17 protein-coding genes are annotated in these 22,104 nt (G+C 69.4%); 7 read left to right on the forward strand and 10 right to left on the reverse strand.

The genetic code is table 11. The features are described from left to right. Positions 1 to 52 precede the first annotated feature (52 nt). Complete coding sequence (locus tag ACRX5S_RS37045) at positions 53 to 2,482, forward strand: glycoside hydrolase family 2 TIM barrel-domain containing protein (protein WP_436777637.1); 2,430 nt, start codon at positions 53 to 55, stop codon at positions 2,480 to 2,482. A gap of 84 nt (positions 2,483 to 2,566) precedes the next feature. Here ACRX5S_RS37045 and ACRX5S_RS37050 read toward each other — a convergent pair whose 3' ends face one another. The 3 genes from ACRX5S_RS37050 to ACRX5S_RS37060 all read right to left on the reverse strand — a co-directional run bounded on the left by ACRX5S_RS37050 (position 2,567) and on the right by ACRX5S_RS37060 (position 5,526). Next, complete coding sequence (locus ACRX5S_RS37050; protein ID WP_436777638.1) at positions 2,567 to 3,781, reverse strand: cytochrome P450; 1,215 nt, start codon at positions 3,779 to 3,781, stop codon at positions 2,567 to 2,569. Between the two features lie 2 nt (positions 3,782 to 3,783). Continuing rightward, the gene (locus tag ACRX5S_RS37055) at positions 3,784 to 4,500 is read right to left on the reverse strand and encodes a nitroreductase family protein (protein ID WP_436777639.1); all 717 of its coding nucleotides are present in this window, start codon (positions 4,498 to 4,500) and stop codon (positions 3,784 to 3,786) included. 162 nt (positions 4,501 to 4,662) lie between these two features. Next, complete coding sequence (locus ACRX5S_RS37060; RefSeq protein ID WP_436777640.1) at positions 4,663 to 5,526, reverse strand: IclR family transcriptional regulator; 864 nt, start codon at positions 5,524 to 5,526, stop codon at positions 4,663 to 4,665. 583 nt (positions 5,527 to 6,109) lie between these two features. Between ACRX5S_RS37060 and rsgA the strand changes: the two genes are divergently transcribed. Together rsgA and ACRX5S_RS37070 are read left to right on the forward strand one after the other, a co-directional pair. Then, complete coding sequence (gene rsgA / locus ACRX5S_RS37065; RefSeq protein ID WP_436777641.1) at positions 6,110 to 7,204, forward strand: ribosome small subunit-dependent GTPase A; 1,095 nt, start codon at positions 6,110 to 6,112, stop codon at positions 7,202 to 7,204. Then, a complete protein-coding gene (locus ACRX5S_RS37070; RefSeq protein WP_436777642.1) occupies positions 7,201 to 8,520 on the forward strand; it encodes a GNAT family N-acetyltransferase in 1,320 nt (439 codons plus the stop codon). The genes rsgA and ACRX5S_RS37070 overlap by 4 nt, the downstream gene beginning before the upstream one ends. 204 nt (positions 8,521 to 8,724) lie before the next feature. Here ACRX5S_RS37070 and ACRX5S_RS37075 read toward each other — a convergent pair whose 3' ends face one another. The 4 genes from ACRX5S_RS37075 to ACRX5S_RS37090 all read right to left on the reverse strand — a co-directional run bounded on the left by ACRX5S_RS37075 (position 8,725) and on the right by ACRX5S_RS37090 (position 13,245). Beyond that, positions 8,725 to 9,552 carry an SDR family NAD(P)-dependent oxidoreductase gene (locus tag ACRX5S_RS37075; protein ID WP_436777643.1) on the reverse strand — a complete coding sequence of 276 codons (828 nt, stop codon included), beginning with the start codon at positions 9,550 to 9,552 and terminating at the stop codon, positions 8,725 to 8,727. A 162-nt stretch (positions 9,553 to 9,714) separates the two neighbouring features. Then, positions 9,715 to 10,662 (reverse strand): ABC transporter substrate-binding protein, encoded by a 948-nt coding sequence (locus ACRX5S_RS37080; RefSeq protein WP_436777644.1) that lies wholly within the window; start codon positions 10,660 to 10,662, stop codon positions 9,715 to 9,717. Continuing rightward, positions 10,656 to 11,246 carry an ABC transporter substrate-binding protein gene (locus ACRX5S_RS37085; protein ID WP_436777645.1) on the reverse strand — a complete coding sequence of 197 codons (591 nt, stop codon included), beginning with the start codon at positions 11,244 to 11,246 and terminating at the stop codon, positions 10,656 to 10,658. The genes ACRX5S_RS37080 and ACRX5S_RS37085 overlap by 7 nt, the downstream gene beginning before the upstream one ends. Before the next feature lie 637 nt (positions 11,247 to 11,883). Beyond that, on the reverse strand, positions 11,884 to 13,245 hold the full coding sequence (locus ACRX5S_RS37090; RefSeq protein ID WP_436777646.1) for a hypothetical protein: 1,362 nt from the start codon (positions 13,243 to 13,245) through the stop codon (positions 11,884 to 11,886). A 340-nt stretch (positions 13,246 to 13,585) separates the two neighbouring features. Here ACRX5S_RS37090 and ACRX5S_RS37095 point away from each other — a divergent pair, with 340 nt between their 5' ends. Beyond that, positions 13,586 to 15,166, forward strand: coding sequence for an ABC transporter substrate-binding protein (locus ACRX5S_RS37095; RefSeq protein ID WP_436777647.1), 1,581 nt, complete (start codon positions 13,586 to 13,588; stop codon positions 15,164 to 15,166). A 30-nt stretch (positions 15,167 to 15,196) separates the two neighbouring features. Here the strand turns inward: ACRX5S_RS37095 and ACRX5S_RS37100 are convergent, their stop codons facing one another. Continuing rightward, positions 15,197 to 15,805, reverse strand: coding sequence for a TetR/AcrR family transcriptional regulator (locus ACRX5S_RS37100; protein ID WP_436777648.1), 609 nt, complete (start codon positions 15,803 to 15,805; stop codon positions 15,197 to 15,199). Between the two features lie 985 nt (positions 15,806 to 16,790). On the opposite strand from ACRX5S_RS37100, the gene ACRX5S_RS37105 reads away from it, so the two are divergent. Then, positions 16,791 to 17,552 (forward strand): hypothetical protein, encoded by a 762-nt coding sequence (locus ACRX5S_RS37105; RefSeq protein WP_436777649.1) that lies wholly within the window; start codon positions 16,791 to 16,793, stop codon positions 17,550 to 17,552. 248 nt (positions 17,553 to 17,800) lie between these two features. On the opposite strand, the gene ACRX5S_RS37110 is transcribed toward ACRX5S_RS37105, so the two are convergent. After that, positions 17,801 to 18,166, reverse strand: coding sequence for a hypothetical protein (locus ACRX5S_RS37110; protein WP_436777650.1), 366 nt, complete (start codon positions 18,164 to 18,166; stop codon positions 17,801 to 17,803). Positions 18,167 to 18,588: 422 nt separating this feature from the next. Then, positions 18,589 to 19,293, reverse strand: a complete 705-nt coding sequence (locus ACRX5S_RS37115; RefSeq protein WP_436777651.1) for a hypothetical protein — start codon at positions 19,291 to 19,293, stop codon at positions 18,589 to 18,591. Positions 19,294 to 20,531: 1,238 nt separating this feature from the next. Here ACRX5S_RS37115 and ACRX5S_RS37120 point away from each other — a divergent pair. Then, entirely contained in the window at positions 20,532 to 21,905 is a 1,374-nt protein-coding gene (locus ACRX5S_RS37120) for a glycosyltransferase family 2 protein (protein ID WP_436777652.1), read from the forward strand. A 1-nt stretch (position 21,906) separates the two neighbouring features. Then, positions 21,907 to 22,062, forward strand: a complete 156-nt coding sequence (locus ACRX5S_RS37125) for a hypothetical protein (protein ID WP_436777653.1) — start codon at positions 21,907 to 21,909, stop codon at positions 22,060 to 22,062. Positions 22,063 to 22,104 lie beyond the last annotated feature (42 nt).

Below are 22,104 nucleotides of genomic sequence, written 5' to 3' on the forward strand. Positions count from 1 at the left end.
GTCGGCGGACCGGGCCAGTACCAAGTCGCTTCGAAGCGCAGGGAGGAAAAGCATGATTCGCAGTGCCTTCAACCGGGGCTGGGAAGTCCGGCCGAGGTCGGGACCGTTCGCGGAGTTCATGGGACCTCCGGACCCGTACGTCGAGGTCACGCTCCCGCACGACGCGATGCTCGCCCGGGAGCGGAGCCCCGGCGGCACCGCGACCCTGGGGTTCTTTCCCGAGGGGGCCTACGAGTACCGCAAGACATTCCACGTGCCCGAGGAGTACCGCGGCAAGCGGGTCGCGATCGAGTTCGAGGGCGTCTACCGCGGCGCGATGGTCTACATCAACGACGAGTTCGCCGGGCAACGGCCCTTCGGATACTCGGCGTTCGTGGTTCCCGCGGACAACTTCCTGCGCTACGGCGAGGACAACGAAGTGCGCGTCGAGTGCCGCACCCACCACGACTCGCGCTGGTACAGCGGCGCCGGGATCTACCGCGACGTGCACCTCGCGGTCGGCAACATGACGCGCATCCCCCTGGACGGCGTCCGGGTCACGACCCCGGACGTCGACACGGACCAGGCCGTGGTCGTCGTCGCCACGCTCGTCGAGCACGACGGCCCGACCCGGACGACCGTCGACGTCGTCACGGAGATCCGCGACGCCGCGGGCGCCGTCGTGGCCACCGACCGCAGCGTCGCCTCCGTCTTCCCCGGGGAGCCGGCCACGGTCCGCCAGCGCCTCTACGTCAAGCGTCCCGAACTGTGGAGCGTCGACACTCCCGTCCTCTACACGGCGACTGTCGCCCTGCGGGACGGCTCCGGCGAAGTCGACCGGGACCAGGCGGTCTTCGGTGTCCGCACGCTGCGCCTGGACGTCGACCACGGACTGCGGATCAACGGCGTGCCGGTGAAGCTGCGCGGCGCCTGCGTCCATCACGACAACGGCGTCATCGGCGCGGCGACCATCGCCCGCGCGGAGGAACGCCGCGTGCAGTTGCTCAAGGACGCCGGCTTCAACGCCGTTCGCAGCGCCCACAACCCGCTGAGCAGGGCGATGCTCGATGCCTGCGACCGGGTCGGCATGCTGGTGTTGGACGAGGCGTTCGACATGTGGACGCACAACAAGACCGACGGCGACTACGGCCTGGACTTCCCCACCTGGTGGGAACGCGACCTGGAAGCCATGGTCCGCAAGGACGCCAACCATCCCAGCGTCGTCATGTACTCGATCGGCAACGAGATCCTCGAACTCGGCAACCCCTCCGGAGCGGCGTGGGCCCGGCGTCTGGCGGAGAAGGTCCGCGCCCTGGACGACACCCGCTACGTCACCAACGGCGTCAACCTCATGCTGCCGTTCCTCAAAGAGGTGGTCGCCATGGTCAACGACGGCGCCCCCGCGCAAGCGCAGCACGCGAACCTCAACGCGATGATGGCCGCCATGGATGATGCGGTGAACACCGTCAGCGCGTCCGAGATGGTGACCACCCGCACCGCGGAGGCGTTCGCGGTCCTGGACGTCGCCGGCATGAACTACGCGGACTCCCGGTACGAATTGGACCGCGAGCTGTTCCCCAACCGGATCATCGTCGGCAGCGAAACGGTGGCGAAGAAGATCGACACCAACTGGCGCCTGGTCCTGGACAACAGCCACGTGCTGGGCGACTTCACCTGGACCGGCTGGGACTACCTCGGCGAACCGGGCCTGGGCATGGTCGGTTACGCGGACCGGATCACCGCCGAGACCTCGCCGGCGCAGTTCCTGCTGCTGACCGCGCGCGCCGGGGACATCGACATCACCGGCCACCGGCGCCCGGCCTCGTACTACCGGGAGATCGTGTTCGGGCTGCGGAAGGACCCCTACATCGCGGTACAGCCCCCGTCCGGGTACGGACGCGAGACCGTCTCCGGGCCGTGGGCGTGGACGGACACGGTGTCGAGCTGGACCTGGGACCACCCCGCCGGATCGCCGGTGAAGGTCGAGGTCTACAGCGACGCCGACGAGGTCGAGATCCTGTGCAACGGCGATGTCGTCGGCAAAGCCCCGGCCGGGGAACTCCACCGCTTCCGCGCCGAGTTCGACACCACCTATCACCCCGGGGAACTGATCGCGGTGGCCTACAAGGACGGCGTCGAGCAAGGCCGGCACCGCCTGGCCACCGCCACCGGACCCCTCGCTCTCGTGGCCGACGTCGACCGCGCGACGCTTCGGGCGGACGACACCGACCTCGCGTACGTCGCCCTGACCCTGACCGACGCCGACGGCAACGTCCACCGCGACCGTGACCGGCAGGTCGCCGTGCGGGTCACCGGCCCCGCGGTCCTCCAAGGGCTCGGCAGCGCCGACCCGCTGACCCGGGAACCATTCACCGCGGACACGCACACGACGTACGAAGGCCGCGCCCTCGCCGTCATCCGCCCCACCGGCCCCGGCGAGATCACCGTGACCGCCACAGCGGCCGATTGCCACGACGCCACCGTCACCGTGCAGGCCGAATAGAGCCGGCACCACAAGCAGTTCACCTGCCCGCGGCGCGGCCACCGCCCCGCCGCGGGCAGGTCGGCGGCACCATGACCGAACGACCTATTCGGCCGTCACGGGCAGGTGGAGCCAGCCCGCGAAGGCGTTGGAGCGCAGGCGCACCGGCTCCCCGGCACGCTCGAAACGGTCCACGCGGCGCAGCAGTTCGTCGAGCATCAGGCGGATGTCGAGGCGGGCGAGTTGGGCGCCGATGCAGAAGTGCGGGCCGCCTCCGCCGAATCCGATGTGGTCGTTGGGGGTGCGCCAGGGGTCGAAGGCGTGCGGGTCGGGGAAGTGGCGTTCGTCGCGGTTGGCGGACGAGAACGAGATGACCACCTTGTCCCCGGCCTTGATCCGCCGGCCGTGCAGGACGTGGTCCTCGGTGGCGGTGCGGCGGAAGTTCATCGCGGGGCTGCCCCAGCGCACGATCTCTTCCACCAGGCTGCCGGGGCAGCCGCCTTCACGCTTCAGTCGGTCGAACAGGTCGGGGTGGTCGGCGAACAGGCCGACCGCTTCGGCGACGGCGTGGCTCGTGGTCTCGACGCCGCCGATCACGACGATGAGGATGAAGGAGGCGATCTCGTCGTCGGAGAGCCGGTCGACGGTTCCGTCTTCGCGCTCGATGCGGGCGTCGAGGAGTTCGGCCAGGATGCCGTCGCCGCCGTCCCGCCGCGCGCGGGCGATGAGTTCGTGCCCGTAGTCGAGGGCCTTGCGCTGTACCTCGAACCGCGACGCGAGTCCCGGATTGTGCTCGGGCTCGTGGTTGTTGGTGATCTGCTCGACCCAGGGCAGGACCATGTCCCAGTCCTCCTCCGGGACGCCGAACATGCGGGCGACCATGCGGAAGGGAAGGTGGCGGCTGACGTCGGTGACGAAGTCGACCTCGCGCGCGGCGAGCAGTTCGTCGACCAGGTCCGTGCAGATGGTCTCGATCTGGTCGGTCAGCTGCTGGAGGCGGCGCGGGGTGAACGCGCCGCGCACGAGCTTGCGGGTGCGCGTGTGCTGCTTGGGGTCCTGGTTGACGAACACCAGGCGGCGTACCCGCAGTTCCTCCTCGGTGGCCGGGTCTTCGAGCGATGAGGCGCGCAGCCAGTTGGAGTAGCGCCGCCAGTCGCGGTTGACGTCGACCACGTCGTCGAACCGCGTGATCAGCCAGTATCCGGTTCCGTCGGATTCGTCGTGCCAGGCGATGGGGTCGTGCTCGCGCAGGTAGGCGAAGTAGTCGTGCGGGACGCCGGACACGAACAGGCCGGGGTCCATCAGATCGAGCCGTTCCATGGTCAGCCTTCCTTGTGCCCGAAAGCTACCGCTTCCGGCCGGTCCTCGTTGGGCCAACGGTTCCAGTGGACAAGGCGCTCCAGGTCGGCTCGCGGACCGGGACGGAAGTCGGTGCCCAGGGTGTACGCCACGGGGAAGAGCCCGGCCTGGGTGGTGTGTTCGTGCGGTATTCCCAGAACCTCGGCCATCTCCCGCTCGCGGTGCAGATGCAGCGTGGTCCACGCGCTGCCCAGACCGCGGGTGCGCAGGGCGAGCATGAAGTTCCACACCGCGGGCAGTACCGACCCCCATGCGCTGGCCTGGTCGAACATCCCGGCCGCGTCGAATCGTCCGGTGAATGTGGGGACCACCAGCACCGGCACCTCGTGCATGTGGTCGACCAGGTGGGTCACCGATCGCGAGATGCGGTCCTGTGCGGCCCCAGTGGGATAGACCGAGCGCGCACCCGCGGCGCGAGCGCGTTCCGAGGCGGCGAGTTGGTCGCCGAGGGCGGCCCGGTACACCTCGGCCATCGCCCTGCGGGTCGCCGGGTCGTCCACCACGATCCAGCGGTAGCTCTGCACGTTGGAACCGTTCGGCGCCTGGAACGCGATGCGCAGGCAGTCCTCGACGACCTCCCGTTCCACCGGCCGGCCCAGGTCAAGCCTGCGACGGACGGTGCGGGTGGTGGTGAGGACCTCCTCCGCGGTGAGTCCGGTGACCGGGCTCTGATTTGTCATGGGGGCCTCCGTCGGACGTCGCAGGCCAGGGGCTCTCCCCGGCCCGGCGCGTCGCTACCCGCCTTTTATAGCCATGATGACTAACAAAGCAAAGAAAGATGACGGAACTTCGACAATTGCCTGTCGAATATTCGACATGCTGTCGAGTCCCCCGGGGAACCCTCAGATGGGAAAGTCGTCGGGCATCCGACCGCCGATCTGCCGCGTGACCGCTCTCGACGCGGCGAGAAGCCGATCGCCGAGAGCGCGGATGGCCGCGGCGTCGCGCTCCCTCCACACATGCACGCTGATGTTGAGGACGGCGGTCCCGTCCACGCCGAACGCCGGCGTCGCCATGATGCCGACGGGACAGGACATCCCTTCCGCAAGGTCCTCGCTGAGATGATCCACCGCGCCGATGTCGTGCAGGAGCCCGGCGATCACAGGACGCTTCCGGGACGGGAAGGCGTCGAGTTCGGACAGCAGAGCGCGTAGGCGCCAAGCCGCGGCGGACATGCTGATGACGCTGTAGCCGCGGCGTCGAACGGCGGCCAGGGCACCGCGGAGATGTTCGACGCTTTCCAGGCCCCCGTCGGGCGCGCGGGAGACCCACCGCTCGAAATCGCCGGGCGCGCCCCATGCCACCAGGCCCGCGGCGAAGGGCGGCGCGAACGGGAAGCGCTGGCCGACGCGTACCTCATCGTCCGCCGCGACGGCCGCGGGACTGCGCGAACCGATCACGAGCCGGTCCCCAATGGGATAGCTGATCGTGGCCGGCATGCCCAGATCCGCCGCCAAGGCCGCGAGCTCACTGTCGGCCGCGTGCGCGGCCGGCGCCCCCGACTCCGCGGCACGGCCGACGGCGATGAGCGCCGGGCCGGCGGAGAAGGTCTTCTTCGCCGGATCACGCAGGACCCAGCCGGCACCGACCAGGGACGCGAGAATCGCATGACAGGTGGCACGGCTCAACCCGAGGTGGCGAACCACGTCGGCGACCGTGGCCGGCTCGGTCGGCCGCGAGGCGAGGAACTCCACGACCGCGATCACGCGCTCCGTGGGCGGCGACGCCGCGGCCGACCAGCTCTCGTGACTCGGAGTCGTGCTCATCGGACCGCGCACCCATCCATCGTCGCGTCGACGCGTTCTGCCTGCCACGCGCCGCCCCCGCAAGGCAGGCCAGGCTATCGACCCCGCCGTCCGCCGCAGACCAGGGGCACCAGCTGTGCGCTGAGCGTCCGGACAAGTCCATCGCGCCCAGCCCGCGGGTAAGGCGCGGCGGCGTTCACCTGTCGGGGATGAGGGTGCCGTGGACGAGAAAGTGCCGGGCGACGAGGGCGGGGGCGCAGCCGATCACCTGAGCGTTGACCGCGTGCGAGGCTTCGGCGCTGAACACGGTCGGGGGGTGTTAGGGTCTGGGGTGCAGGGACAACCAGGTCGACTGCGGGACAGAAGTGGGAGGTGAGTTGATGACCGTCGCAAAGGCCGCTGCCGTGTGCAGTGCCCGCCGGATCATCCTCACGTCCCGGGCCTCGGTCTGACCTGACGTCGGTGCCCCCGCAAGAGCTGTGACGCTCGCGGGTGGCAGTGCTTCCTCTCGTGCCGACCGGGCCCCTGTTCAAGGGTCTCTACGTTGTCTCAACCCATTTCCCAACATCCCCGACCGCATTCCCTGACGGACTACGGCTGGGACGAGGCGTGTGAGCGCGCCTTCGCACCCCATCGCGCCGCCGGGCTGACCCCGGCCCGCGTCGTGCGGGCCGAACGCGGCTCGTGCGAAGCGGTGACCGACGCCGGGTTCACCCGTGCAGAGGTTCCCGGCACCGCCGGTCACGGCGATCCGCTCTCGGCGCCGTGCACGGGTGACTGGGTCGCGCTGCGCCCTCTCGCCGGTGGCACGTCCGTACTGCACGCGGTGCTGGAGCGCCGCACCGCTCTGGTGCGTGCGTCTTCCTCCCGTACCTCGCACGGTCAGGTCCTGGCCACCAACATCGACACCGTGGTGGTGACGGTGTCGCTGGCGGCCCCGCTCAAGCACGGTCGGACCGAACGCATGCTCGCCTTGGCCTGGGAGAGCGGCGCCCAGCCGGTGGTGGTGCTCACCAAGGCCGACGCGTGCGCGGACGTTCCCTCGGCGCTGGAGCAGATGTCCGCCGTGGCCGCCGGTGTTGAGGTGCTGGTCACCAGTTCCGCGACCGGACAGGGTTTGGACGCCCTGGCCACCGCCCTGAACGGCACCATCGTCCTGCTCGGCCCCTCCGGAGCCGGCAAGTCCACCCTGGGCAACCGACTGCTGGGCGAGGACCGGCTGGCCACCGGTGCGGTGCGCGAGGTGGACGGCAAGGGCCGACACACCACTTCCTGGCGGGAACTGCTTCCGCTGCCTGGCGGCGGAGTCCTTCTGGACACCCCCGGTCTGCGTGCGATCGGCCTGCACGACGCCCAGGACGGGCTGGAGCAGACCTTCGCCGAGATCGAACAGCACGCACAGCACTGTAGGTTCGCGGATTGCAGCCATCTGAGGGAGCCCGGCTGCGCGGTGCTGGCCGCGGTCGAGGCGGGTGAGATTCCCCGCCGCCGTCTGGACAGCTACCACCAACTGATGCGGGAGAACGCCTACGCCGCCTCCCGAACCGACGCGCGGATGCGCGCAGATCGCGAAGCCGTCAAGAAGGACATCACGCGGCACTTGCGTGCCACCTACCGATTCCGGGAGGGCCGGAAGTGAACGACACCGACACCCCCGGCCACGCGTTCGCCGGCGACCCGGTGACGGGGGCCTTCTTCACCCTGCACCGCGACCTGCCCCGGCAGGGCCCGGGCTCGGACACCACCACACGCCGCATGCTGGAGATGGCCGGTCCGCTGCCCGAACACCCGCGCGTCCTGGACGCAGGCTGCGGCCCCGGGCGATCCGCCCTGCTGCTGGCCGACGAACTCGGCGCGCACGTAACCGCCGTCGACGTGCACCAGCCCTTCTTGGATCACCTCGCCGCCGAGGCGGCCCGCCGCGGCCTCGGTGACCGAGTCGTGGCCGTCAACTGCTCCATGGACCAACTTCCCGTCCCCGACCACAGTTTCGACGTCATCTGGGCCGAGGGGTCCGTGTACACGATCGGTTTCGATGCGGCCCTGCGTGCCTGGCGACGCCTGCTCGCCCCGGGCGGCGTCGTCGCCGTCACCGAAGTCGAATGGACGGTGCCGAACCCTGCCGCCCCGGCGCGCGCCTACTGGAACACGGTCTACCCTCTGCGAACCCACGCCGCGAACACCGCCGCCGCGCAAGGCGCCGGCTACCGGGTGACCGCGCACTGGCCGCTCCCTGAGAGCGACTGGTGGGACGAGTACTACATCCCGCTCATCCAGCGGATCGACCGGGCCGACCCGGGGCGCCCCGGCATGCCCGAGGCATTGGCCGCGCACCGGACAGAGATCGCCATGCGGCGTGAACACGGCAGCGACTACAACTACGCCGCGTACGTCCTGCGCCCCCTCGACCACGCCCCCGCAGCCACCGACACCACCGAGAGCGGACCCATGACGACCTGGATCGCCCGCCCCGAAACCGCCGACGACGTCCCCGCCATCCGCGAGATCCTCACCGCGGCCTTCCCCACCGTCCAGGAAGCCGACCTCGTCGACGCCCTGCGCGCCGACCCCGACGCGTGGATCGACGGACTGTCGATGATCACCACGACCCCCGACGGCACCCCGGTCGGGTTCGCGCTGCTCACCCGCTGCCACGTCGACGGCACACCCGCCCTCGCCCTGGCCCCGTGCGCGGTACTGCCCTCCGCCCAACGCACCGGAGCCGGCTCCGCCGCCATTCGTGCCGCCCTGGACGCCGCCCGCGCCATGGACGAGAACCTCGTCCTCGTCCTCGGCCACGCCGACTACTACCCGCGGTTCGGGTTCACTCCCGCCTCCCGCTTCGGCATCCAAGCGTCCTTCGAGGTACCCGACGAGGCCATGATGGCCATGACCCTCGACAACCGCCCGGCCCCGCCCGGCACCATCCACTATCCCGCCGCCTTCGGCGTCTGACCGCAACTGTGGCGCCCCGAGGCCAGTGCCCGGGGCGCCACCCGCACCCGACCGGGGCGCGGGCCGAGCACACCGGCCGCGGCGTGATCCTTCCACCGCTTCAGGTACAACCCTGCTCGAAGGCCAAATTGGCGCACAGCGAGCCGGCGTCGCCCGGGAGTCCGATGCGTCCGACGGGTGCCCAGATCCGCCGGCGAACTCCGGTCAAACCGGCGTGCCGTCGAGGTTGTGTACGGTCAGGCCGAGTTCGTCGATCAGGTCCAGGCTGACGTGGGTGCGGCCGGTGTGGTCGGCCGGGCAGTCGCACAGCGCGAGGATGGCCTCGACCATCTCCTCCATGGACTCGATCTGGTCGGGACGGACAATGTGACCGACGAGGTCCTTGGCCCCTTCGCTCATCACCGCAGCCCGCGGCTCGACCGTGTTGACGCGGATTCCGGTGCCGTGCAGTTCGGCGGCCAGACCGTTGCTGACGCGGTTGAGCGCCGCCTTGGAAGCGCCGTACACGGTCGTGCCGGTCCCGGTGCCGCCGAGCTGGAACGGGGGCCCCTGCCAGTGCCGGGCCGTGCCGCTGGAGACGTTGACGATCCAGCCTTCACCGCGCGCGGCCATGCCCGGGACGACCTCCTGCGCGAGGTGCAGGGGCGCCACACAATTGAGTTCGTGCATCAGCCGCATGCGCTTGAACGGGTAGTCGGCGACTGTGCCGTACAGGGCGACGGCGGCGTTGTTCACCAGCACGTCCACGGGGCCGCCGAGGTTTGCCTCCGCGGTGCGGATGACGCCCGCACGGGCCTCCTCCTGCGTCAGGTCCGCCTGGATCAGCGTCACCCGGCCACCGAACTGCCGTAGGCTTTCGGCGGTTTCGCCGAGCGTGCCCGGCAGGTACGCCTCTTCGGGATCGACCGTGCGAGCCACGATGGCGACGTCGGCCCCTTCGGCCGCGGCACGGTGCGCGACGGCTGCTCCAATCCCCCGGCTGGCACCGGTGACCAGCACCCGCTTGCCGTCCAGTCGCTTGCTGCTGCCCATCGGCGAACTCCTCGGTGTGTGCGTTGTATTGGAACCGGCCCCGGCACCGCGCGACGCGCATCGTGCGCTGTGCCGAGGTGGGGTGCCCTGCGGTGCGCGCCCAACTCGGCGACGGCGCGCACCACAGAACCACCGCCTGACACAGCCGGACGCTGCCCCGTGCTACTTGCGGCCGACGCGGTCCATGAAGATCACTCCGGCGTTGTAGTGCTCAAGTCCGGTGACCTTGTCGCTGTGGATCGCGCCGGTCAGGGATTCGGCGTACGACCACAAGGGCACATCGGCGACCAGTGCCTTCTGGAGCTCGGAGTACGCCTGCTTGCGGACCGCGGGGTCGGTGCTCGCACGTCCGGCGGCAAGGGCGGCGTCGGCCTGCGGGTTGTTCCAGCCGCTGAGGTTGAACGGACTCTGCGACTGCCAGTAGGCGTAAAGCATCGGCTCGGGGTCGACGGCCCAGATCTGGGTCAGTGTGGCCTGGTACTCGCGCTGGATGGCGTACTTGACGATGTACGTGCCGATCTCCAACGGCTCGATGCGCATCGTGACGTTGGAGAACTCCTTGAGCCTGCTCTGCATGTACTCGGCGACCGCCACCGACGAAGGGTTCTGCGGGACGAGATAGCTGAAGTCCACCTTCTTGCCTTCCGCGGCGAGCTCGTCGAACAACCGTTGCGCCTCGGCCTTGTTCTGCGCGGGCTGGGTGACCGCCGGGTCGAAGAACGGGCTGGACGCGGTGAAGAAGCTCTTCGCCGGGACGTACCCGTTGTTCAGGGTCTTGGGGATGTCGGCCGGGTCGAGCGCGAGGGTCATCGCCCGGCGGGCGCGCACGTCGTCGAAGGGTGCCTTGCGCAGGTTGAACTGCACGATCTGGCCACCGTCGGTGGTGAAACGCTTGAGGCGCAACTCCTCCTCCGCCTGCTCCAACACCTTGCCGTCGGAGCTGAGGAAGAGGTCGGCCTGGCCGGACTTGACGGTGTTGAACTCCTGTTTGATGTCGGGAACGCTCTTGAACGTGAGCTCGTCGAGCTTGGGAAGACCCTTGTCCTTCTGCCAGTAATTCGGATTGCGCCCGTACACCTGGTGCGAGCCCCGCACCCAGTCCTTCAACACGAACGGTCCGGCCCGACGGGCTGGGCGCCGTAGGTCTCGGGGCCCTTGGCGATCGCCGAAGGCGCCATGATGTACGTGAGTTCCGAAGCGATCGCGCGATCGAGGTTCGGGTTGGGTGCGCCGACCGCCGTCAGTTTCACGGTCAGGCTGTCGACGACCTCGGCTTTGAAACCCATGGCCGCGGCGATGTGCACCGACCTGGTCGCCGGATTGGCGTGCGTGTCGTAGTTGAGCTTGACCGCCGCCGCGTCGAACGGTGTCCCGTCACTGAACACCACGCCGGGCCGCAGCTTCATGGTCCACGTCGCACCGTTGTCCGCGCTGGTGAGCGACTCCCCCAGGTGCGGCTTGACACTGCGGCTCGTTCCGTCGACGTAGAACAGCGGGTCGTACAGCGCGGACAGACGCGGCTCGTCCGCCATGGCGGAGTTCACCGCCCGGAAGGGATCCAGGACAGTGGAGTCCTGCACCGCGAGCATGGTCAACTTGCCGCCGGCCTTCGCGGGCGGCTGCGAGCCGTCGCCGCCGGAGTCGGAACTCTCACCACCGCCCCCACACGCACCGAGGGACAGGCCGATCGCCACCAGAACGGCAACCGCCGTGCAGCCACGGCGTGTTCCGCCCGTTCTGCGACTGTGCGTTCGTCCGAGAGACACTGTCGGTACCTCCTGCGGCGGGAAGGGGCAGCGGTTGACGAGCTGGTGTGCGGCAAGCTGGTCGTGGGCCGTCACGCGCTGCTCCTCGGGTAGTCGTGCGGAATCGGCCTTGACGGTCATGCGACGGGGCGGGCGGCTGGTGCGGACCGAATGTCGGCTGCGGCTCACACGGCAACACATACATGCATGGATGCATGACATCAATGACGCTCGTCAGTTTTTTCGTACGCGCTGCGCAAAATGTTGAGCCGTCCGGCCCCGGGCACCACGCCACCCCGCCTTATAGTTGTATTGATGCATGTATGACTGGAGACGTGGCAGGCACTGTGGAAGACGACCCGGCGGTCCGGCGCATCGAGGCGTTCATCGGCCAGATCACGGCCGTGTATGTGAAGGTGTGGTCCCCCTTGATGGGCATGGACGTCTACTGCTTTCCGAACTCCGGTGCCGCCAGTAGTGTTTGCGCCTGCCCGCCCCCGCGAACACACCGACGCCCCCGTCCGCCAAGGTGCCTGGGGCATGCCGCACGAGCGCGAACACCGTCGGCAGCGTGCGCCCGTGGTTGTCAGAGGCCGCTTTCGGCGAGGATGCGGTACATCCAGGCGATCGGCAGCGCGGGATTGGCAGCTGCTGCGTCGACGACACGCGGTTCCGGGTCCGTCAGCAGCGGTTCGAGCAGTACCGCGGTGACATTGGGGTGTCGCGCGGCGCCGGCGCGCACGAACCACTCCTTGTCGTCGGCGAGCCGCCGCAGCTCCGCGACGGGCAGCGTGGCGTCTTCGAGTGCCAGGAAGCGCACTGCCGGGTCCGGCTCGTCGACGAAGCCGCGCAGCGCCTGACGCGGAAAGTTGGGGTGGTCCACCAGCAGCGGCGGGCGGTGGTGCACCTCGCCGTGGGCGCGGACCAGCCGGAGCAGGACCTGCGGTGGTGCGTCGGGCCGACGAGCGGCGGCGCGGCGGACGGACACGTCCGGGTCGTCGTCCAGTTGCTGCCAGGCGTGCCGTGGCAGATCCCGGCTGGTGGCCAACACGCGGCGGAACACCGCGTGTTGGCAGTCCAGGTAGGTCAGCCGCTCGGCGAGTGGTGCGTCCCGCAGCCAGCGCGGCTCGAAGCCCAGCCAGTGCAGAGCGATGGCGGCGGCGTCGCTTCCGGAGGCGCCCTCGGCCTCCACCAGGGCGAGCAGCCGGTCGCGGGTCTGGGGGGAGCAGTGGCGGCTGTAGGCGACCGCGACGCGCAGGACCGGGATCTCGCTGTCCTGAAGGCGGGCCACCATATCGGCGGTCAGGTGCGGGTTCGAGGCGACCGCGCACAGCACGTCGTCGTCTCCGGTCGCCAGCAGGCGGGTCAACTGGTCGGACGTCAGCGGAACACGGCGAGCGACGTTGGCCTGGACGGCCGGATCGGCGAGGCAACGCTCGTGGTACTCCGCAGGGACGCCCGGATGTGCGTCCCTGGTGGCCGCAGCACGCACGGTGGGGTCCGGATCGGTGAGCAGAGCCCTTTGGATGGTCATCGGCCGGTCCCGCCAGGTGTGCGCGACCGCCGCGCGCAGCTTGGGGTCAGACGCGGCGGCGAGCTCCGCCGGGGGTCGGCCGTAGGCCTCGGCCAGGTCCTCGATGCTGGTCGCCGCCCCACGCTCGACCATCCTCTTGACGAAGTCCGCATGGGCGTCGCGGACCGCCGGGTCGGGGTACTCGGCGATCCGGCGGCGTATCGCCGGGGACACCTGGCGCCAACTCAGGGATACTGCCGAATCGCCCCCGCCGTGGGTCAGCATCGCCTCGGCCACCGTGTCCGCGACCGGCCCGCTGCGCATTCTCAGTCCGTGTCGGCCGGCCGCGTGGGCGGCCAAGCGCACCAGGACGTCCACCGCGGCGGCCGGGTTTCGCCCCAGCCCGGACAGCCGCGGTTGCCGGAGGCTGACCATGTGCCCACATTAGCCGGACAGTTGATGCGGCCGTATCGGCCTACCTGATCCCGAACCAGGATCTGCCGTTTCTCGAACGGCGCCTCCACGGTGAGAACGGGCCGCGGGCTCGCGCGGTACGCGTCTCGGCGTGCGTGGACGCCGGTGATCTTCACGTCGGGGCGGGCTGCCGCCCAATCCGCGAGGTCCGGCGAACGGTCGACCGCCCCTGCGTGCATTGACTCCGCATGTCGGTTGAGTTACAACACGACCTGTAACTCAACCGTCCGTTCACGCTCCGTTCCGCATCGCCTCGGCGATCCCTCGCGGCGATGCACGCGGACTCCCGAAGGGCAGCACCTTGGCTAGACCAGGTACCACCCCGCTCAGTCGCTCGCTGCTCGGCAGACTCCGCACGCGCGGCGCCGCACTCGGCGGCGCGCTCGCCCTCGGTCTCACCCTCGCGGCCTGCGGCTCGTCGGACACGGGCGGCAAGTCCGACGGCGGCGGCGCCATGACGATGGTCGCGGTGTCGGATTCCAAGTCGCTCGACCCGTTCCGCACGCTCTACCTCGCCGTCACCGACGAGCCGCGCATGTCCGCGCTGTACGACCCGATGCTGTACATCGACCCGGCCGACGGCAAGGTCAAGCCGCACCTGGCCGAGAGTCTGACGACGGCCGACGGCGGTGCCACCTGGACGCTCAAACTGCGCCCGGGCGTGGTGTTCTCCGACAGCACCGCGTTCGATGCCACGGCGGTGAAGCTGAACTGGGAGACGCACGCCAAGCCGGAGACCCGCTCCTACCTCGTCTCGTACGCGGTCGGAGTCAAGACGCAGGTCGTCGACCCGCTCACCCTCACGATCACCCCGCCGGCGCCGAGTCCGACGTTCGACCGCACGGTGGCCACGAAGCTGACGTACATCGAAGCCCCGTCCGCGATCGCCAAGGGCCTCGACGCCGCCGGCACCCAGCCGGTCGGCGCGGGCCCGTTCATGCTGCAAAGCTGGACGCGCGGCAGCGAGCAGGTGTTCGTCAGGAACCCGAACTACTGGCAGAAGGACAAGGGTCTGCCCAAGCTGGACAAGATCACCATCAAGGTGGTGTCCGACCTCGCCCAGCAGTACAGCACGGTCAAGGCGGGCGGCGCGGATCTGTACCACAGCTCCGACCCCGGCTTCCTCACCAAGGCGCACGACGAACTGAAGGTGATCGAACAGACCAAGCTGGGCGGGCAGATGGTGCTGTTCAACCTGCGCCGCCCGCCGTTCGACGACGTCCGCGCGCGCCGCGCGTTCGCGCTGGCGATCGACCCGGCGCTGATCCCCAAGACGCTCGACAACGGCTTCCACCCGGCCGACAGCCAGTTCGTCTCGTCGCCGTTCCAGGACCCGACCGCGAAGCAACCCGCGGCCGACCAGGCCGAGGCACAACGCCTGTTCGACGAACTTGCGAGCGAGGGCAAGGCGGTCGACTTCACCTACCTGGTCCCGGCGACCCCGCAGTCGAAGCGGGTCGCCGAATACTTCCAGACCCGGTTGCAGAGCTTCCGCAACGTGTCCATGAAGATGGAGGCGTTGGAGGTCAACGCGTTCACGTTGAAGTACGCGATCCAGCACGACTTCCAGGCCGCGCTGACCCAGCAGTGGCTCGCCGAACCCGAGCCGGACCTGTACACCTTCTACCACTCGGCCAGCCCGCAGAACTTCAGCGGCTGGAACAACCCGGACGCGGACCGCGCCCTGACCGCGGGCCGGGCGACCGCCGACCCCGAGGCGCGCAAGAAGGCGTACGCCGACCTCCAGAAGGCGGTCGTCACCGACCTGCCGGTGATCGTCTACTCGACCTCGGTCGTCGGACCGATCCACACCGACAAGGTCACCGGCGTCGCCGTCTACAACGTCGGCACCGTGTTCATGGACCGCATCGGCCTCGCATGACCGCCGCGGCGGCCCGGCGCCGCCACGCGGCTACGGGCGGCTCGCCGCGCCGAGGACGACCGCCTCGGTGAGCGCCTCGACGTACCCCGCCGGAACGTCCTCCTCGGACACAACCCGGGTGAACGCGGCCCCGACGATCGTGTCGAACACGACGTCGGGGTCGACGCCTTCGCGCACATCGCCGCGCTCCTGCGCCCGGGCGACCAGGGCGCGGAACTCGGCCAGCGCGTGGTTGCGCAGACCGTCGACCACCTCGGCCCGCAACTCCCGGTTCGGGTGCAGGTCGGAGAACAGCCCGGGCAGCGCGGCGCGGGCCTCGGGACGGCTGTACGACGTGACGGTGTCGGAGATCATCCGGCGCACGTCCGCGGCGAAGTCGCCGGTGTCGGCGATCAGCACCAGGCCGGCGCCGTTGGACGGGAAGACGGCGTCGTGCACGAGATGCGCCTTCGACGGCCAGCGCCGGTAGATCGTCGGGCGGGTCACCCCGGCGCGACGTGCCACGGTCTCGAAGCTGAGCCGGACGTACCCCTCCTCGGCCAGCAGTTCACGCACCGCCGTCAGGATCGCCCCGTCGATCTGCGGATCGCGAGGACGGCCGCCGAGGGACCGGTCGGCAGGTGCGCTTCGTGGGGACACGCCGGGATTCTCGCAATCGCACTCGGAGCCTTGCCACATCGCCCGTTACATTACAGATCGTATCGCAACCGGGCCGCACCCCCGCCCCCGCAATCGCCGGCCCGAGACGGTGCGCGACGCACGCCCGGCGCCCCCCGCACCGTCGCCCGACTCGCCGTTCTGCACGCGGCACCAGACGGCGCAGCGCACCCGTTCTCCCCGATCCGGACCTCTCGCGGTTCGCCACCGGAGCCGGAGCCGGAGCCGTCCGGCCGTTTGGGACAGGGCGCGTAGCCCGCGCCCGACCGGGGCCGAGCGGTGTCGGGTGACACGGTCGTATCTCGATGCTGAAACCCCCTTAAGAGCGAAGCCGCCCGCCGGCAGGTCAAGGACGTCGGAGTCGGGGTGTCGCCGGTCGGTTTCCGCTGCCCCGCCGGGACTTTCGCGCGGTGTGCGGTGAGGCTGCCCGACATCTCGATGACTTACGGGGTCTGGTCACTGTTGACCGTGGCTCCCGAAACAGCGGTGGCACCGGCTTGTCGTGTCCTTTGACAGACCTGGACGTCCTGGGGCCACTGACACGGTTGCTCGCGGCGAACTGCGGGCGATGGTCAGCAGGTCCGATGATCCGCCGCATTGCGACCGTTCAGAACCACCACGCCGGACGCGACCTTGTTCCATGAAGTCAGGTGCTGCATGATTCTTCTCAAAACAGAGAATTGTTTTCAGTATTTCAAAATCCACCGACATACCGCCCGGTGGTGAGCCCGAGCGGCGCCCGCGGCCGACGGATCGCGGACCGAGGCATACCCGCCCGTACCCGGTGGGCGGGCCATCTGTTGTCAAGTCCCGCCGATCGTCCGCGAGTCCGTCCTCCGAACCGGCCTTAGAACATCGGGCCGTTGTCTCTCGTGACGGGCTTGGCGGTCATCCCCCGCATTCATCCACAGAGAGCGCGTCCCCACGTGGCGGCGCAGGTGATGACGACATTCAGAAGGGGCGGCACATGCCGAATCGTTCCCTGTTTCTTCACGAGACCGTCGACGTCGTCGGTCAGGGACAATATGAGTACATGGAACATCTTTGGCGTGATCCGGTCCTGCGAATGCCGGAAATGTTCAGCCTTCAGGGCTCGTTCTACGTGTGCGCGGCGGGTGGGGGCCGTTGGCCGCAGGTGATCAACATTTGGGATGTGGGGGCGGAGGGCTGGGCAGGGTGGGCGTCAAACGTCGACCGGATGAACCTCAAGCGGCGCGCGGCCTTCTACGGCGACTGGTGGGACGAGGCTGCGAAGTGGCGGACCGGCGGTTTCGACCGCTTGCTGGGCGGAGTCCCGGGCAGCCCGACGACCGAGGAGATCGCCGCCGCCGGAATCACGGGAACGTTGTTCGTGCACGAGGTCCTGACCGTGCGCCCCGGCACGACACTGGAGTTCCTCGATCACGTGGCACGCGAGCGCATACCGCTCATGGCCGATTTCGGTCACCGGGCCACCGGGCTGTACGAGGTCCTGAGCAACCGGCATGAGGTCGTCATGGTCTGGGCAACGAACATCGCCGCGCAGACCAGGTTGCGCCGCAGCCGCGACGCGACATACGGCCTCGCGGACGAGGGCGAGCCCCGAGACGACCGCATCCAAGAATGGGACCGACTCTCGGCGAAGTTCGTCACCGGCGGTGACACGCACATCATGACCCCGCTCCCGCGCACGGTGTACGGACCCGACTCGTGGGAGGACGCGACCTTGGAGCAGTGGACTGCCGACTGAATGCCGGTCGTGGCACGGCGCGGTGGACGGCCCCGCGATGTCACGACTCCCGACTCCCGCATGGGCTCGACACGGCAACGGCCACAGGCACCGGGGCCGTTCGCTATGGCACCGCCCAGCCGGGGTACGCCGAGGCGATGGGCCCAGCCGGGAGGCCGGCTGTGCAGTAGCCGGTCACCGCGACCGGCCCGGCACCGTTCCATGGCCGCGCAGCTTCGCGTCCGGCAGCCACCGGTCGCCCATCAGCCTCACACGTCGGGCGCGCCCCACCACAGCCACGTGACAGCCCCCACCTGGAGGAGGATCGTGCAGAGCAGGAGGCACAGGCGTTCCACCTGCCTACGGCGGCGGTCGCGGACAAGGTCGGTCCAGAACAACCGGACGACCGGCGCGAACGAGAGCACGAACATCAGGGGCGAAACGTAGAAGCGCAACCTGTGATTCGTGATGGGACCGTCGCACACGTCGTCGGTCCCGACCGCGTACTCGCAGCCCCACCTTGCTTGCGCCCATGCCCAGAGTGCCAGGTCCACGAGACCCAAGGGAAAGAACAGGAAGGCCAAGACCGTCGGCAGCCGAAAGGTCGGCTCTCGGGGTTTTTCCGATTCACCCATAGCTGTTCCTCTGCCGCTTGTTGCGCTTCCGGCCGCTGCCCCCGACCAGTAGGCGCGTGCCGTCCGCTGCGTGACGAACACGTCGGTACGCCGCCGCCGGGCCCCTGGAACGTCCACCGGCGGCCGCTGCTCGGCCCCCCTCTGCCGCCGCGCCTGCCCCCGCAACCCGGTGCTGACGGGTGCGGACCGCGCCCCCGCGTGGCCCGCACCCTGTCACTGTTCAGCTCCCACAGTCCCAGGCATCAGGGATCCCGACCCCCGCCCACGGGGACCTCTCCGAGGATCCCGAGGCACCCGACCTGCCTCAGCGGCGGCCACCGCCCGCTACCAGCACCGAACCCGTCAGGGCCATTGGCAGCCGCAGCCGGGAACCGACGATCGAGGACATGCCAGACGTGCTGCGCAGGTCGGCGTCCGGGTCTTCAGCCGCCCGTCCAGTCCGCCGCGTCGATCTTCTTGAGCTGGGCGTCGACGAGAGCGGTGGGGGCGTTCGGCTTGCCCTTCTCCGGCTCCGTCTGCACCGTCACCTCGATGCCGATGCTGTCCTTGACGGTCAAGACGTGGTGCTCGTACGCCGCGAGTTCACCCTCGCTGATGTAGTCGACCCGCCAGGAGACGCTGTCCGGCCCGTGGGTGCCGGTTCTGACCTCGCTGATCCTGTAGTCCCACCAGTCGTTGCCGTTGGCTTCGTGGAAGGAACCGCAGCCGCGCAGCGTGTCGGTGTGCGCGCCTACGCGTTCGACGAGTTCACCGTGTCCCAAACCGATGAGGTTGACGACGGTGACGCCGTCGGAACCGCGATAGACGCGCTCGATGTCGGCGGTCGCGCCGCTGCCGAAGCTGTGGTCGATCACCGCCTGGCATTTGTCCGGCGTGACGTGGGTTTCGTCGGACCAGTGCCTGTCCGGCTTGCGTTCGTCCTGCGCCTCATAGCCGGACGGGACTTCGCCGCTGTCGAGAAGCATCGCCGTCAGCTCCTCGGTGCTGGGCGCGACGGTTTGCCGGGCCTTGTCCTGGTTGCGGTCGTGGGCCGGGGACGACTGGCCGTCCTGCGGAGCGGCTTTGTCGTCATCCGTCCCGCAGCCGACGAGGACTCCGCCGGACAGCGCAAGCGCCAGCATTGGCACGGCGGCGAGCCTTGCGGCAGCCGGCCACCGCGTATTGCGCGATCGGACAGTGGAATTAGACGTAAGGACAGGCACCGTACCCCCCAGTTCGGTGTCGTGTCGCCAAGCGGTACTTCAGGCCGTTCCCCCCTGGACCGGCCTCGCATGGCGTGCTGTCGGCGGGTCCGCGCCGCGTCGACAGACTGCCCGTGGACCCGCCGCTGGGTGGGACGCCGCGGCCCCCCAGCCGGTTCCCACGGGCCGGTGCGTAAAGCACGGGACACCGGACCCTCCGTCAGAACACAGGTGGGAGCGCCGGAAGCGCGCTTCGGCGACACCCCTGAGAGGGCGGTTCATGAGTGATTGAGCGGTTCTCTCGTCGCCTGACGGGGTGGGGGTGGGCGCCAGTCGCTGCTCCGCCGTGTGCGGTCCGCTGGGGTGACGGGGCGAGTGAACGCAAGCCGTATCCGAGCGACTTGTCGGACGGGGAGAGGGATCGAGCCGGTGATCACCGCGTGGAAGGCCCGGCACCGCTCGGCCGGCGGCCACCAGGGCGCGTATGAGATGGCGGGAGATCGTCAACGCGGTCCTCAACCAGGGCCGGACCGGTGCCGGGGCAGGCCGAGACCCCCCTCGAACACCTCGCGATCACCCGCAAGCCCTGAAACGCACATCAACTCACGAACCGCCCTCTCACAACCGACGAGAATCCGCCCGGTTGCAACGGGTCGCCGAAGCCGGGAACTTACTCACCGACACGTCGACTGGTTTCCGCCGGGCGACGACACGGTGCTGTTCACGCGCGAGGACCGGGGCCTCGTCGCGCTGCTGGTCGTACCGCCGCACGCGACCCGGCACCAGGCGCCCAGCAGGCCATGACCCGGCCCCTGGCCCTGGGCTCAATGACCGTGGCGCGGACGTCGGTTGGAGTTCGCGCCTCCACGACCCTGGCGGTTGTGGTCAACGGTGACGCCGACCGTTCCTGTGTGCGGAATGTGGCCCCGTGCCTGAGTCGCGGCACCGTGGACCGCGCCGCCTTCCGATGCCGGTGATCGCGATCACGTTTACATGAGCGTTGGGCACCCGCATACTTTCCCCTGTTTGATGTTCCTGGGGAGCGCCCCGAGGGCGTGGGGCATCGTTCGTTTCTTTGCACATGTTGTGGGGCTTGTGCATCGCATGTCCGCTTTTCCTGATTCCCCGGCTTTTCTCGACCGTCTTCCAACTGGACGGTCGCATCACCGGGGTGGGGCAGACACGTGGACCAAAATGCGCAGACGGCGGGCACGCAGCCTGTCGCCGACTCCATACCTGACGCCTGGTTCCGGCCAGGCTCAGGCGCGGGCGCGACCCGCCCCGCAGTCCCCCGACTGTCGGAGGACACCTCCACTGCGGTCCTGACCCGCCCCGTCGGACTCGACAGCCCCCCGGCCTCCCTGCCCGAGGCTGAGGCGCCGAGTGCCCCCAACGCCGCTGCGGCAAAGCCCCGGGGCTCGCGCGGCAAGCACGCGCCGCGCCGGGCCGAGCCGTTCCGGCTGCGTACCAAGCGCCGCCGGCGGCGCTCGCTGCCCGCCGTCGACGTCGCGGAGATGCGCATCACCGCGCTTGTGCCCGCGCACAACGAAGAGGACCAGATCGGCGACACCATCCAGTCGCTGCTCTCCCAGAAGCGCCCTCCTGAGCGCATCATCGTCATCGCCGACAACTGCTCCGACCGGACCGTCGAGATCGCCCTCGGCATGGGCGTCGAGGTCTACGAGACGGTCGACAACAAGCACAAGAAGGCCGGCGGCCTCAACCAGGTCCTTGACAGGATCCTGCCGGAACTCGGCCCGCTCGACGCGATCCTGGTCATGGACGCCGACTCGACGCTCGGCCGCGAGTTCCTCAGCCACGGCCTGGAGCGCCTGGCCACCGGCAACTGGGGCGGCGTCGGCGGCACCTTCACCGGCAAGCCCGGCGGCGGGTTCGTCGGCATGTTGCAGCGCAACGAGTACGCCAGGTACGTCCGCGACGTGCAGCGTCTTCAGGGCAAAGCGCTCGTGCTCACCGGCACCGCCACGCTGTTCCGCGCGGTCGCGCTCCAGGAGGTCGTCGAGGCCCGGCGTACCCGCGAACTTCCGGGCAGCGCACAGGTCTACGACACCCGTGTGCTGACCGAGGACAACGAGCTCACGCTGGCCATCCTGCACCTGGGGCTGCGGATCATCTGCCCGCCCAAGTGCACGCTGGAGACCGAGGTGATGCTCACCTGGCGCGACCTGTTCAACCAGCGCCTGCGGTGGAAGCGCGGCGCCCTGGAGAACCTCACCGACTACGGGTGGACACGTGTCACCCGCGGCTACTGGGGACGCCAACTCCTGTCCCTCATCGGCCTCTTGGTCATCGTCATCTACCTGTCGTCACTGGCCTATTCGCTGATCGCCACCGGGCACGTCACGGTGCAGCCGGTCTGGATGGCCGTGACGGCGATCTTCTCCCTTGAACGCGCGGTGACCGTGCGCAGCCGCGGACCGCTCCAGATGCTTCTCGGCGCGCTCATCGTCGTCGAGATGGCGTTCGACCTGTTTCTCCAAGCCGCCCAGGCGAAGGCGTTCTGGGATGCCGTACGCAACAAGGAAAGGAAGTGGTGACGTGTACAACGTGAGCACTGGGGCCGCAGCGGCCGGAACCGGCGGCGCCCTGGCCGCGACCGGAGCGGTCAGCCTGATGTGGGCCTTCGTGGCGGCGTTCACGCTGCTCAGCGCCGGCCTCGCGCTGAAGCGGATCGCGCCGGCGCGCAACCGCTGACGTACCCTGCCCGGCCCGCGGTGTCCCCGGACCCCGCGGGCC

Source organism: Yinghuangia sp. YIM S09857 (assembly GCF_051388915.1).
GTDB lineage: Bacteria > Actinomycetota > Actinomycetes > Streptomycetales > Streptomycetaceae > Yinghuangia.

Excerpts from the sequence above, each read along its gene's own strand:
- ACRX5S_RS37045 (WP_436777637.1), top strand. The coding sequence starts at position 53 with ATGATTCGCAGTGCCTTCAACCGGGGCTGGGAAGTCCGGCCGAGGTCG.
- ACRX5S_RS37050 (WP_436777638.1), bottom strand. The coding sequence starts at position 3,781 with ATGGAACGGCTCGATCTGATGGACCCCGGCCTGTTCGTGTCCGGCGTC.
- ACRX5S_RS37055 (WP_436777639.1), bottom strand. The coding sequence starts at position 4,500 with ATGACAAATCAGAGCCCGGTCACCGGACTCACCGCGGAGGAGGTCCTC.
- ACRX5S_RS37075 (WP_436777643.1), bottom strand. The coding sequence starts at position 9,552 with ATGGGCAGCAGCAAGCGACTGGACGGCAAGCGGGTGCTGGTCACCGGT.
- ACRX5S_RS37090 (WP_436777646.1), bottom strand. The coding sequence starts at position 13,245 with ATGGTCAGCCTCCGGCAACCGCGGCTGTCCGGGCTGGGGCGAAACCCG.
- ACRX5S_RS37105 (WP_436777649.1), top strand. The coding sequence starts at position 16,791 with ATGCCGAATCGTTCCCTGTTTCTTCACGAGACCGTCGACGTCGTCGGT.
- ACRX5S_RS37110 (WP_436777650.1), bottom strand. The coding sequence starts at position 18,166 with ATGGGTGAATCGGAAAAACCCCGAGAGCCGACCTTTCGGCTGCCGACG.